Origin of the sequence: Ferrimonas balearica DSM 9799 (assembly GCF_000148645.1) — a bacterium.
GTDB lineage: Bacteria > Pseudomonadota > Gammaproteobacteria > Enterobacterales > Shewanellaceae > Ferrimonas > Ferrimonas balearica.
The window spans coordinates 1,443,616-1,455,371 of sequence record NC_014541.1; the positions used below are offsets into that span (position 1 = coordinate 1,443,616).

The window sequence follows — 11,756 nt, forward strand, 5'->3', positions numbered from 1 at the left end:
CAGGTTCGTTTTATATGTCGCTATCTGCTTGTTCATTAAGCGTCTTTCTGGCAGTGTGAGGGCGACTTTTAGCGGAGTATAAGGAAGTGCTATGAAGCCAGGATGGCTATTGGGTATCAGCATGTTGGCGCTGGCAGGTTGCAGCAGCGACAGCGATGACAACAACGAATTGGACGCCATTGAGTTGGCTTCACCGGCGCTGCAGACCTGTTTCGACACCATTCGAAAGGCCTATGGCTGGACCCGGATCAATCAGGTTGAGGTGATCGCCTGCGACGAACCAGATGTGGCGACTCTGGATGGCATTGAGCAGTTTCCCAACCTGGTTCAGCTCAACATCACCAGCGAACAGCTGACTCAGGTGCAGCTGGCCAACTCCCTGATCTATGCGCAGCTGGAGAGCCCGGTACTGAGCGAGGTGGACCTGACCAGTGCCAGCAGCCTGCGCTACCTGTTGCTCGGCAGTCCGAAACTGGGTGATGTTGACCTGGCGGCGGTACCGGGGCTGAGTGGGTTGCTGCTGGACCAGCTTCCGTTGACCCAGCTCGACCTGAGCCTGGTGCCGGAGTTGGATGAGCTGGTGCTCAAGCGTTTGCCGCTGACCACTCTGGACCTGCGGCCTGTGCCGCTGCTGGATCTGCTTCAGCTCGATGGTAACGAGGCGTTGTCCCAGGTTCGCTTTGGCGACCAGGTTTATCTGAACGAGATGGCGCTGCGCGACAGCCCGCTGCTGAGCAGCCTGGACCTGTCCGCGCTCACCGGACTGCAGCTGTTCTATGCCACCGGCACCGGCCTCACTGGCCTGGACCTGACTTACAACACCGAACTGTCGGTGTTCGAGGCGCCGGGTAACCAGTTCACCATGCAACGCTTCGACTACAACACCGAACTGCGTTACCTCGACCTGAGCGACAACCCGCTCAGCGAGGACGCCCGCCAGTACCTGATGACCCTGGATTGGGTGGATACGGTGAAGTACTGAGGGTACAGCTTAACGCCCAAAAAAACGCCCTTCGGGGCGTTTTTTTGTGGCGAAGTTGCAGTGGGGAAGGGGCCGTCAGGGCTTCTCCTTGACCCACCCCAGTACATCTTTGATTACCGACCAGCGTGGCTTTTTCGGTTGCGCGTTCTGGCCCAGAATCCAGTAGTTGTATAGCGAATCCACATAGCCTGACGACTGTTGCAGCTCGAGCCAGGAGTTGAGGAACAGCCGCAGTTCGATGTTCTCCTTGGCCACCACGTAGGCCACCGGGAACGACTTAATCTCTTTTCGGTTATAGAGGGTGGTGTACTCGGGGTAGAGCATGGTCCAGGCTTTGCCCGCTTCCAGGCTGATCAACAGCGCATCCCAACGCTCGCCGTCATCTTCGAAGAACTGGCGGTCGGATTCGATGCGCTCAAAGCGGATGTTGGAGAACCGTTTTTCGATGAGCGGGATGATGCTGTAGTCGCCAACCGAGGCCACGGTCAGCGGGCCGGCACGGCGGACCATCTCATCGGTGGCAAATTCGTCGGCGCGGTGGTCTTTCACCACAAAGGCGTAATGCAGGGTCAGCACCGGATTGGTAAAGCCCACATATTGGATCCGGCGGGTGGTCATCTGCAATCCGGAGATCACCACATCGAAGCGGCCCCGGTTAAGGGCATCCAGTACCGTATCGGAGGCGTAGGGGATGAAAGCGAGGTCAACGCCAATCTCCCCCGCCAGTTTGTTCATCATCTCCACGTCCAGCCCCACCAGCCGATTGTCCGCATTGTAGAAGGAGAACGGCACCTGCAGGGGGTTGTAGCCCACCCTCAGTACCCCACTTTCGCGAATGGCATCCAAACCGCGGGGCGCCGACGTTGGCGGCAGTACCCGGGGCACAAAGTTGCGGACATCCTCCGGCAGGGATTCGGCCGAGGTCATATTGGCCACCACGTCGTCCATCACGTAGTCGGTATCAACCACCTTCTCCAGCAACAGGGCCGTGCCCAACAAGATGCCACCCAGCACCACCGGAGTGGCACCGGCGTAGAGCAGCAGGCGGCGGGGATTGAGTTTGGCGTGGCCAGCCAGCATGGCGGTGCCGCCGACCGCCAGGATAAACAGGTTCATGGCGGCCAGCAGCGAGGTAAACCGACTGGTAAACAGGCTGGACACCATATAGAGCTGGAACAGGTCAGAGGGCAGCTGCAGGCTGTCCAGCAACATGGGGACCGTCAGGTAGACGCTGCCAAACAGACTGATCAGGCCGTTGATCGCCATCGGCAGGTAGGTGGCGAAATCCAGCTCCGCGCCGGCAAACCAGGCGGCAAACAGCACAAAGACGATGGTCAGCAGCTTGCCCAGGTTGGGGAAACTGAACACCACCGGGATGATCACATTGGCGTAGTCGTCGGTATCGTCACTGCCGATGTTGTATTTGTGGAACAGCGCCTTGGTGTGCTCAATCAGCAGGGGCAGCACGATAAAGATGTTGCCGGCGGCAAAAGCGGTGATCAGGGCGTCCCGGGCGATCAGGGTCAGGTCGCGGTAGGAGAACGGGGTCATCACCGCCACCAGCGCGGGCAGCAGCCAGTAGGTGAGGATCACGGTCATCACCACGTGGGCGGCAAAGTAGACCTGCAGGCGCTGGAACTCCTCAATCTCCATGGTGCCTGCGGTGGCGGCTGTCATGGCGAAGATCCCCAGCGGCATCAGCTTGACGATGTAGCCCGTGACCCGGTTAAAGGCTTCCCCCAACAGCTGCATCGGTTTGATCAGGGCGCTTTTGTCCTCGATGCCGATCAGGGCAATGCCGGTGGCCACACAGAACAGCACGATGGCGGGGATGTAGCTGTTCGACATGGAGAAGAACGGGTTGGCGGGGATATAGAGGTCCAGCAGGTTAACCGGGGCGGGGTCCTGCAACACCGACAGGCTGAAGAAGTCGCCAGCCTGCCAACTGGGGAAGGTGAATTTGATCAGGTACATCAGTCCCAGGCCAAACACCCAGATCACCAGCATCAGCTTGCCCACATTGAGCGCCAGGCTGCGGGCCTGCTGGTAGGAAAGGTGGCCCAAACTGGAGATCAGCGACACCATGATGTAGGGGATGATGGTCATCTGCAGCAGTTTGACGAAGGCGTCGCCGATGATGGACATCCAGGCGAGCATCTCGCCGAAGAACAGGCCCGCGGCGATGCCGGCAGCAAACGAGAGCAACACCAGCGTGGACATGCTCATCGGTTTCTTTTTCGGTGCCTCAGCTTGGGCGGTAGCGGTCTGGCTCATGGTGGGGGTTAAGCTCCGTTATCGGCGAGCGTGGCGATGGCCCGCCGGTAGCAGGCCAGGTATTGCTCAATGGTGTGGCGGGTCGCAAAGCGGGTTTTGGCCCGCTGGCGTCCGGCGGCGCCGAGACGTTGCTGCAGCGCGGGGTCGCTCAGCACGCGAAGCATGGCGTCAGCCTGGGCTTTGTCATCATCCGGCTCGGCCATAAAGCCGGTTTCGCCTTCCGCCACCACTTCAGGGATGCCGTCCACATTGCTGCTGACGGTGGGCACACCACAGGCCATCGCTTCCAGCAGCACCATGCAGAACGATTCCCGGTAGCTGGGCTGCAACACGCAATCGGCCAGTGGCAGGTACTGTTCGACATACTGAACCTGGCCGACAAACACCACCCGGTCGGCGATGCCGAGCTGGTGGCAACGACCCTGTGCCGCCTCCATCTCCGGGCCGCTGCCCAGCAAAACAAGTTTGGCGTCGAGCTTTTCGCTCAGGCGGGCGAAGCTGCGCAGCACCGTATCGGTGTTTTTGACCGGCCGGAAGTTGGACGCGTGCATGACGATGGGTTGGTCGTCCCGGGCCAGGCTGCGGCGCAGCAGCGGGTCAGCCTGGTCGGGCCGGAAGTGGTCGCAATCGATAAAGTTGTGAATCACCTCGATGGCGGTTTTGAGGCCGAAATGGCGTTGGATATGGCCGCGCTGGTAGGCCGAGACCGTGGTGACGACGGTGCTGCGGTCGATGCTGAAACGGTTGAGCGGATAGAGTGGCCGGTCCTGCCCCACCACGGTGACGTCAGTACCGTGGATGGTGGTGACGATGGGGAAGGGGCGGCGGGTGATTTCGGTGGCAAGGTAGGCGCACAGAGAGTGGGGGATGGAGTAGTGGGCGTGCACCACATCGAGCTGGTATTGGTCGACCACTTCGACAATTTTGGCGGTCAGGGCGAAGGTATAGAGTGGGTCCTTAAACAGGGGGTAGTGGATCCCTTCCACCAGGTGGAAGTGGATGTGCCGTTGGTGTTGGCGCAACTTGAAGGGCTGCGCACTGGAGATAACGTGCACGTCGTGGCCCGCCTGCGCCAGTCCGTGGGCAAGCTCCGTCGCCACCAACCCAGAACCTCCCACGCTGGGGTGGCAGAGTATGCCGATTCTCATCTCGATTCGCTCCCTGAAGAGGCGCCCAGTGACCACTACAGCAAAGCGTAGATAACATTCCGATACATTGAGGAATTTTTAATAAATACAAACGACTAAGCCTATGATTTCCAGCCCCGGAAGACTTCATTTTGCATAGGCTGAACCGCTTTGCTCGGTGCCACGTATACTTGCCTAATCAAGCCGGGATAACGCAATGTTTTCTTTTTGTAAGGTCTTGTAAATCGTATTGTTCTGACTTGTTGTCCCGGTAAACTTGGAGCACACACTGTGATGCAGAGCAAGGGAATCATGAGAACAACAATCACCGCAGGAGTGGTGCTGGTCGCGGTGCTGGTTGCCGGCATCTGGTACAAGGAAGAGGGCAAGAGCGCCAAGCTGGCCCAATCCCGCCCCAATAATCCCCCTACCGTTATTGCCACTACCGTCGTTAGTGAACCGGTGCGCTGGGAAGTGGAAGCGCTGGGCACCGTCCGTGCCCGCGAGTCCGTTATCCTCACCGCCAAAGTGACGGAAAGTGTGCAGAAGGTGCACTTCGAGGATGGCCAACTGGTGGAGCAATCCCAGCTGTTGGTGACGCTGCGCGACGCCGAACAGCAGGCCAAACTGCGTGCGGCCCAGGCCAACCTCACTGAGCATCAGCGCGAATTCAACCGCATCGAGGGTTTGGTTCGCAGCAAAACCATCGCCAGCAACGAGCTGGATAAGATTGTCACCGACATCGACATCGCCCGGGCCCAGCTGGCTCAGTATCAGGCCGAGCTGGATGCCCGCTACGTGCGGGCGCCGTTCTCCGGCGTGCTGGGTTTCCGCCAGATCAGCCCGGGTGCTCTGGTGACGCCGGGCACCGCCATCGCCACCCTGGATGATCTGGCGGTGGTGAAGCTCGATTTCACCGTACCGGAACGCTTCCTGTCGCAACTGACCCCGGGCAAGCCTGTTGAGGGGCTGGCTGCCGCGTTCCCGGACGAGCGCTTTAAGGGCACCGTGGTCAGCGTCGACAGCCGCATCAATCCGCAAACCCGCGCTGTTGTCGTGCGTGCTGAGGTGGACAATCGCGACCTCAGGCTGCGTCCTGGCATGCTGATGACCCTCAAGTTGATTGCCGAGGAACGCCAGGGACTGGTGGTGCCGGAGGAGTCGATCATCCCGCTGCAGCGCGAGCAGTTTATCTACGTGGTCAATGTCGACAACGTGGTGGAGCAGCGCAAAGTGGTGCTTGGCCTGCGCAGCCGTGGCCAGGTTGAGATCATCGACGGCGTGATGGATGGTGAGCGGGTAATCACCCGTGGCATTCAGAAGGTTCGCCCGGGCCAGACCGTTGAGGTTCGTGCTGACGAGCGCTTTACCCACCTGGAGGCCAGCTGATGGTGTTAACCGACCTATCGGTAAAACGCCCGGTTCTGGCCTCGGTGATCAGCCTGCTGCTGATCGCCTTTGGCCTGGTGGCGTTCGACAAATTGCCGCTGCGGGAGTACCCCAACATCGACCCGCCGGTGGTGGACATCAGCACCAGCTATCGTGGCGCCTCGGCTGCGGTGGTGGAAACCAAGATCACCCGGGTGATTGAGGACCGCGTTGCCGGTGTGGAAGGGATCCGAAACATCTCCTCCACCAGCCGGGATGGCCGCTCCTCCGTGACCCTGGAGTTCAACGTTGGCCGCGACATTGATGCCGCCGCCAACGACGTCCGCGACCGCATCTCGCGGGTGCTGGACAACCTGCCGGAAGAAGCGGATCCGCCGGAGGTGCAGAAGGCGTCCGGCAGCTCCGAAGTGATCATGTGGCTGAACCTGGTGTCCGACCGCATGGACACCCTGCAACTGACCGATTACGCCCGCCGCTACCTGGTTGATCGCTTCAGCGTCATCGACGGGGTGGCCAACGTACGGGTCGGCGGCGGCAAGGTGTACGCCGTGCGGGTCTGGGTCGACCGCCAGAAACTGGCGTCCCGCGGCCTCACCGTCACCGACATTGAAGATGCCCTGCGTGCCGATAACGTAGAACTGCCCGCCGGTTCCATCGAATCGCAAAGCCGCCTGTTCTCGGTGCGGGTGCAGCGCAGCTTTATCCACCCGGATGACTTCGCCAAGCTGGTGATTGGCAGCGGCCCCGATGGCTACCTGATCCGTCTTGCCGATGTGGCCCAGGTGGAGCTGGATACCGAAGAGGAGCGCATCGCGTTTCGGGGCAACCTGCAGGACATGATCGGCCTCGGTGTGACCCGCCAGTCCACCGCCAACACCCTGGAGGTGGCGGAGCAGGTTCACCAACTGGTGGATGAACTGAACAAGAGCCTGCCGGCGGGGATGGAGATCAAGCGCTCCTACGACTCCTCGGTGTTTATTCAGGCCTCCATCGACGAGGTATACCGCACTCTGTTTATCGCCATGGCCCTGGTGGTGGTGGTGATCTACCTGTTCTTGGGCAGCGTGCGGGCGATGCTGATCCCGGCGGTGACGGTGCCGGTCTCACTGATTGGCACCTTTATTGTGCTTTACGCGCTGGGCTTCTCCATCAACCTGCTGACCCTGCTGGCAATGATCCTGGCCATCGGCATGGTGGTGGATGACGCCATCGTGATGCTGGAGAACATCCACAGTCGCATCGAACAGGGCGAGCCGCCGCTTAAAGCCGCTTTCCTCGGCGCGCGCCAGGTGGGCTTTGCCATCGTCGCCACCACCGCCGTACTGGTGGCGGTGTTCCTGCCGATCGGTTTCCTCGAAGGGGATCTGGGCAAGCTGTTCCGGGAGTTCTCCATCGCCATGAGTGCGGCGGTGATCCTCTCCTCCGTCGTGGCGCTGAGCCTCAGCCCGATGATGGGCTCCAAGTTGCTTAAGCCGGTGGAGAATGAGCCCTGGCTGGTTCGCAAGATTGATGCGGGCGTGGAGTGGCTCAAGGGGATCTATCGCCGGGCCCTTGAGGCCTGGATTCAGCGCCCGGTTCTGGTGGTGGTGATTCTGATCGGTGCCCTGGGCGGCAGCGGTTGGCTGTTCTCCAAGCTGCCATCGGAGTTTGCACCGAAAGAGGATCGCGGCTCCATGTTCCTGATCGTCAATGGTCCGCAGGGCGCCACGTACGAGTTTATGAAGCCCTATATGGACGAGATCGAGCACCGCCTGATGCCGCTGGTGGAGGCGGGTGAGATCAAGCGTCTGCTGATTCGGGCTCCGCGCGGCTTCGGCCGTACCGAGGACTTCTCCGGCGGCATGGCCATCATCGTGCTGGAGGACTGGGCCGAGCGGCGCAGCGCCTTTGAGATCATCGGTGATATCCGTGGCCGCCTGTCGGACCTGGCCGGGGTGCGGGCTTTCCCGGTGATGCGTCAGGCCTTTGGGCGCGGCGTTGGCAAGCCGGTGCAGTTCGTGATTGGTGGCGGCAGCTATGAAGAGCTGGCGCAGTGGCGTGACCTGTTGATGGCCGAGGCGGCCAACAACCCGGCCCTGGTTGGGTTGGATCACGACTACAAAGAGACCAAGCCCCAGCTGCGGGTGGTGATTGACCGCGAGCGTGCCGGTGACCTGGGCGTCTCCATCCGCGCCATCGGCCGCACGCTGGAGTCGATGTTGGGTTCCCGCTTGGTGACCACCTTTGAGCAGCGCGGTGAAGAGTACGACGTGATCATCGAAGGGCAGCGTGACCGCCAGAATACCGCGGCAGACCTTGCCAGCCTCTATGTCCGATCCAGCCGCAGCGGTGAGCTGATCCCGCTCTCCAGCCTGGTCAGCGTTGAGGAGTACGCCGATGCGCCGCGCCTCAACCGCTACAACCGGGTTCGGGCCATCACGCTGGAGGCCAACCTGGCCGACGGCTATACCCTGGGGGAAGCGCTGAACTACCTCAATGGGCTGGTGGCCGAACTGCTGCCCGCCGACGTGGTGGTGAGCTACAAAGGCGCGTCTCAGGATCATCAGGAGTCCGGTGGCTCGGTGGCGTTCGTCTTTGCCCTGGCGCTGGTGGTGGTGTTCCTGGTGCTGGCGGCCCAGTTTGAAAGCTATATCCACCCACTGGTGATCATGCTGACGGTGCCGCTGGCCACCTTTGGTGCCTTGCTGGGTCTCTACTTCACCGATCAGAGCCTCAATATCTACTCGCAGATCGGCATCATCATGCTGATCGGCCTGGCGGCCAAAAACGGCATCCTGATTGTTGAGTTTGCCAACCAGCTGCGGGACCGGGGCGTGCCGTTTGAGCAGGCGATCATCGATGCGGCAGCGGCCCGTCTGCGCCCGATCCTGATGACGGGCATCACCACCGCCGCCGGCGCGGTACCGCTGGTACTGGCATCCGGCGCCGGGGCAGAAACCCGCTTCGTCATCGGTGTGGTGGTGCTCAGTGGCATCCTGTTGGCCACCTTCTTCACCCTTTTGGTGATCCCGGTGGTGTATGGCCTGCTGGCCCGCCACACCAACAGCCCGGAGTTCGTAACCCGACAGCTCGAGCAGCAGCTGGCTGACGACAATACCGTGCTGATGAAGCGGCGATCATCGCAGCGTCCCACCGGAACCTGAAAACCTTACTGACGCAATACACACAACGCCTCGCTCCATCGAGGCGTTTTTTTATTGTCGTTGACGGCGGCTTGGAATAATTTAGTGAAGGCTTAATTTGGATAAGCCATGATTTAAAAGGGAATTTTCAATGAAGAAAACCATGATTATGGGGGCGGTGCTGATTGGCCTGACCGGCTGCTCTACGGTCACCATCAAGCCCGATCCGACGGTGGTGGTGAACAAAACCCCCAGCTACGAGGACTCACGCCACTTCTTTTTTTGGGGCCTGGCTGGTGAAGAGCGGGTCAATGTCAGTGAGGTCTGTGAAGGCCAGCCGGCACAGATGCAGAGCCAGCAAACCTTTCTCGATGGCCTGTTTGGCGGCCTGACCCTGGGGATCTACGCCCCGCATTCCGTGAAAGTCTGGTGTCAGGACACGGTGATCAACAAGGAGGGCGTATGAAGCGCATCACTCTGGCGATGATCGCCACCCTGGCGCTGACCGGCTGCCACACCATCCATTTCGATTATCAGGAACCGGTGGTCAGCAATGCGGCAAAGAGCACCGATGAGTGGCACCACAATGTGGCGTTGGCGTTGGTGGAGGTCAGCAAACCGGTGGACTTGGCGCAAAACTGTGGCGCCAATGGCTGGGCGTCGGTGAAGACCGAAACCACCTTCCTCAATGGCTTGCCTGTTGCGGTGATCCCCTACCTGGGGCTGATCTGGACGCCCAAAACGGCAACGGTGCAGTGCCAATAACGGACTCAGCGCCAAACGAGAACGCCCCGCGATTGCGGGGCGTTTTTTCTGCTGCGTTGCCTGATTTTACTTGTTGGGGTGGATCAGGCTCTGTTTGTCGTAACGGACGTTCAGCAGTTTGCACAGTCGATGGGTGCGGCCTTGCTCCACCATACAGTGGGTATCGTGCATCGGATCAAGCTCCGGTGCGCAGTTGGGGTCAAAATTGGACCGGGTAGACGCTTTGGTCACTTTGGTCATCATTTTTACGCGGTGCATTGTGGTCATGGTGGCCTCCCAAAAACTGGCGTTTAATCGATAATTTGCTTCTCATTTTGGTGATCTGCCATACGACTGTAACAAAGGGCTGTTAGAGCCACCAAATAAATCCCTCACAATTCATCGAACTGTAATATTACAGTGCTAAAGGCTGTGTCAGGGTTCACATTTCTCCGGCCACAAAAAAGCGGGCCATTCAGCCCGCTCGTTGTCTGGTCGATCTCTGCTCAGAATCGGTAGTCGATCGCCAAGCCAACCCGCTGGCTGTCTTCCACGGTCAGGCCCATCTTGTCGTAATCCATGTCCAGATACTGATAACGCAGCTCTGCACTCCAGTTGCTGGTCAGGTTGTATTGCAGACCCGCCTGGCCACCCCAGGTGAAATCGTTGCTGTTCTTACCCTGAAGTTTGTTGCCTACGCCCCCCATGGAGATACCGGCAAAGGCGTTGAGACGGCCATCATTGGTCAACGGCATCAGGTAATCGTAAGAGGCCAGGAACAGGTGCTGCTCGTGCTTGTAGCGGGTGTCGTCCCGGTTGAAGCTGTCCTCTTTGTAGCTGTAGGTGCCCATCACCCGGTGGTGGTCAGACAGGATGGCGCCAACCCGGCCCTCGTAGTAGAGATCATCGCTGTCCTTTCGAACGTCACCTTTGATGGTGTCCTGCTGGTAGCCCATACCGAAACCAACAAAGTAGTCGACGTCATTGGCCATGGCAGGCAGGCTGAAAAGACCGGTCATCATTACCGCAGCAGTAAGCTTTTTCATCAGGAGTTCCTCTCGTTATCTGTTTTGACGAGTTCATCCTAGAGCTTTGACTCTGAACGTTTTCTGTACTGGGGGCAGGGTGCTGACCGGGTCAGGAGAGGGGTTCAGCTGACGTTGAGATTGGGTCTGGTTTGAGTTCAGTTTGTACTGTTATCGAGGTTTGAATTCGGTTTGGCCGGGGTAAAAACTCATTCGGGGAGAGCCAAGGCTCCCCCCGAGGGTTGAGGGGGCAAAGGGAGTGTCAGCACGGCTTACTTCCAGTCGTCCTTATCCCACTCATCTTTTTTCCAGTCCTGTTTGCCCCAGTCGTCCTTGTCATAATCGGACGGCGCGTTGTCGGATTTCTTGCTGTCGTCCTCATCGGACTTGAGCTTGCCCTTTCGGCCAAGAAACGGCGGCAGCTTCATATTGGCGGTATGCTTCAACACCATCAGGTTGCTCAGGATCACGCCAATCACCAGGGCGATCAGCAACCACAGTTCCCATTTTTCCATGATCTCTCTCGGGCGAGGGTCGTTCAGTTAGGATCGTTCAGCGCCAGACAGTCTGCCAGTGAAAGCAGGTTAACGCCAAAATTGGCCATATCCTCAAGGTTGGCATCCGCCACAGCCTGATTCTGGGCGGAACAGCCCTCCACCAACACCGACAGCGGCAGGTCACGATTAACCGCATCGTGGACGGTGGCCCGCAGGCAGTTGGGCAACTGGGTGCCACACAGAATGATTTCAGGCCAGTTCAGGCTGTTCAGCACCTCATCCATGGCGGTTTGATAAAACGCGCTAAAGCGGGTTTTAACCACTACCAACTCCCCCTCAATCGGCGTCAGTTCCGGCACGATCTCCGCCCCCCAGGTGCCTGAAACACAAACCGGGCGGCCTTTACGGAAGGGTTCGGTGTTGAGGCCGGCCGGGTCGTGTTCACGGACGACGTGTATCACCGGCCAGCCCTGTTGGCGGGCATGGGCCAGGGCGGCGGCAATGGCCGGTACGCTGGGCAGAGCCTGCGCCACGCAAGCGGCGCCGTCCGGAGAAACGAAATCTTGTTGCATGTCGACAATCATCAATGCGGGCAT

Annotated in this window: 11 protein-coding genes; 5 read left to right on the forward strand and 6 right to left on the reverse strand. The window is 59.6% G+C overall.

Features of this window, described 5'->3' with window-relative positions; genetic code table 11:
• Nucleotides 1–91 precede the first annotated feature (91 nt).
• Entirely contained in the window at nucleotides 92–982 is an 891-nt protein-coding gene (locus FBAL_RS06610) for a hypothetical protein (RefSeq protein ID WP_013344806.1), read from the forward strand.
• 75 nt (nucleotides 983–1,057) lie between these two features.
• Here FBAL_RS06610 and FBAL_RS06615 read toward each other — a convergent pair whose 3' ends face one another.
• Together FBAL_RS06615 and bshA are read right to left on the reverse strand one after the other, a co-directional pair.
• The gene (locus tag FBAL_RS06615; RefSeq protein ID WP_013344807.1) at nucleotides 1,058–3,256 is read right to left on the reverse strand and encodes a cation:dicarboxylate symporter family transporter; all 2,199 of its coding nucleotides are present in this window, start codon (nucleotides 3,254–3,256) and stop codon (nucleotides 1,058–1,060) included.
• An 8-nt stretch (nucleotides 3,257–3,264) separates the two neighbouring features.
• On the reverse strand, nucleotides 3,265–4,404 hold the full coding sequence (gene bshA / locus FBAL_RS06620; RefSeq protein WP_013344808.1) for an N-acetyl-alpha-D-glucosaminyl L-malate synthase BshA: 1,140 nt from the start codon (nucleotides 4,402–4,404) through the stop codon (nucleotides 3,265–3,267).
• 291 nt (nucleotides 4,405–4,695) lie between these two features.
• Here bshA and FBAL_RS06625 point away from each other — a divergent pair, with 291 nt between their 5' ends.
• The 4 genes from FBAL_RS06625 (at nucleotide 4,696) to FBAL_RS06640 (ending at nucleotide 9,659) form a co-directional block, all read left to right on the forward strand.
• Nucleotides 4,696–5,772 (forward strand): efflux RND transporter periplasmic adaptor subunit, encoded by a 1,077-nt coding sequence (locus tag FBAL_RS06625; protein ID WP_041251557.1) that lies wholly within the window; start codon nucleotides 4,696–4,698, stop codon nucleotides 5,770–5,772.
• The gene (locus tag FBAL_RS06630; protein WP_013344810.1) at nucleotides 5,772–8,915 is read left to right on the forward strand and encodes an efflux RND transporter permease subunit; all 3,144 of its coding nucleotides are present in this window, start codon (nucleotides 5,772–5,774) and stop codon (nucleotides 8,913–8,915) included. The genes FBAL_RS06625 and FBAL_RS06630 overlap by 1 nt, the downstream gene beginning before the upstream one ends.
• 130 nt (nucleotides 8,916–9,045) lie before the next feature.
• Nucleotides 9,046–9,360: a Bor family protein gene (locus FBAL_RS06635; RefSeq protein ID WP_013344811.1), complete on the forward strand. Its 315-nt coding sequence runs from the start codon at nucleotides 9,046–9,048 to the stop codon at nucleotides 9,358–9,360.
• A complete protein-coding gene (locus FBAL_RS06640; RefSeq protein ID WP_013344812.1) occupies nucleotides 9,357–9,659 on the forward strand; it encodes a Bor family protein in 303 nt (100 codons plus the stop codon). Before FBAL_RS06635 ends, FBAL_RS06640 begins: the two co-directional genes overlap by 4 nt.
• Before the next feature lie 66 nt (nucleotides 9,660–9,725).
• On the opposite strand, the gene FBAL_RS20215 is transcribed toward FBAL_RS06640, so the two are convergent.
• The 4 genes from FBAL_RS20215 to FBAL_RS06655 all read right to left on the reverse strand — a co-directional run bounded on the left by FBAL_RS20215 (nucleotide 9,726) and on the right by FBAL_RS06655 (nucleotide 11,756).
• A complete protein-coding gene (locus tag FBAL_RS20215; RefSeq protein WP_013344813.1) occupies nucleotides 9,726–9,926 on the reverse strand; it encodes a hypothetical protein in 201 nt (66 codons plus the stop codon).
• Between the two features lie 218 nt (nucleotides 9,927–10,144).
• Nucleotides 10,145–10,684 carry an outer membrane beta-barrel protein gene (locus FBAL_RS06645; RefSeq protein ID WP_013344814.1) on the reverse strand — a complete coding sequence of 180 codons (540 nt, stop codon included), beginning with the start codon at nucleotides 10,682–10,684 and terminating at the stop codon, nucleotides 10,145–10,147.
• Between the two features lie 251 nt (nucleotides 10,685–10,935).
• Entirely contained in the window at nucleotides 10,936–11,178 is a 243-nt protein-coding gene (locus tag FBAL_RS06650; protein ID WP_013344815.1) for a DUF2897 family protein, read from the reverse strand.
• 23 nt (nucleotides 11,179–11,201) lie between these two features.
• A complete protein-coding gene (locus FBAL_RS06655) occupies nucleotides 11,202–11,756 on the reverse strand; it encodes a cysteine hydrolase family protein (RefSeq protein WP_013344816.1) in 555 nt (184 codons plus the stop codon).

Excerpts from the sequence above, each read along its gene's own strand:
- FBAL_RS06615 (WP_013344807.1), bottom strand. The coding sequence starts at position 3,256 with ATGAGCCAGACCGCTACCGCCCAAGCTGAGGCACCGAAAAAGAAACCG.
- FBAL_RS20215 (WP_013344813.1), bottom strand. The coding sequence starts at position 9,926 with ATGACCACAATGCACCGCGTAAAAATGATGACCAAAGTGACCAAAGCG.
- FBAL_RS06610 (WP_013344806.1), top strand. The coding sequence starts at position 92 with ATGAAGCCAGGATGGCTATTGGGTATCAGCATGTTGGCGCTGGCAGGT.
- FBAL_RS06635 (WP_013344811.1), top strand. The coding sequence starts at position 9,046 with ATGAAGAAAACCATGATTATGGGGGCGGTGCTGATTGGCCTGACCGGC.
- FBAL_RS06645 (WP_013344814.1), bottom strand. The coding sequence starts at position 10,684 with ATGAAAAAGCTTACTGCTGCGGTAATGATGACCGGTCTTTTCAGCCTG.
- FBAL_RS06650 (WP_013344815.1), bottom strand. The coding sequence starts at position 11,178 with ATGGAAAAATGGGAACTGTGGTTGCTGATCGCCCTGGTGATTGGCGTG.
- bshA (WP_013344808.1), bottom strand. The coding sequence starts at position 4,404 with ATGAGAATCGGCATACTCTGCCACCCCAGCGTGGGAGGTTCTGGGTTG.
- FBAL_RS06655 (WP_013344816.1), bottom strand. The coding sequence starts at position 11,756 with ATGCCCGCATTGATGATTGTCGACATGCAACAAGATTTCGTTTCTCCG.
- FBAL_RS06640 (WP_013344812.1), top strand. The coding sequence starts at position 9,357 with ATGAAGCGCATCACTCTGGCGATGATCGCCACCCTGGCGCTGACCGGC.
- FBAL_RS06625 (WP_041251557.1), top strand. The coding sequence starts at position 4,696 with ATGAGAACAACAATCACCGCAGGAGTGGTGCTGGTCGCGGTGCTGGTT.
- FBAL_RS06630 (WP_013344810.1), top strand. The coding sequence starts at position 5,772 with ATGGTGTTAACCGACCTATCGGTAAAACGCCCGGTTCTGGCCTCGGTG.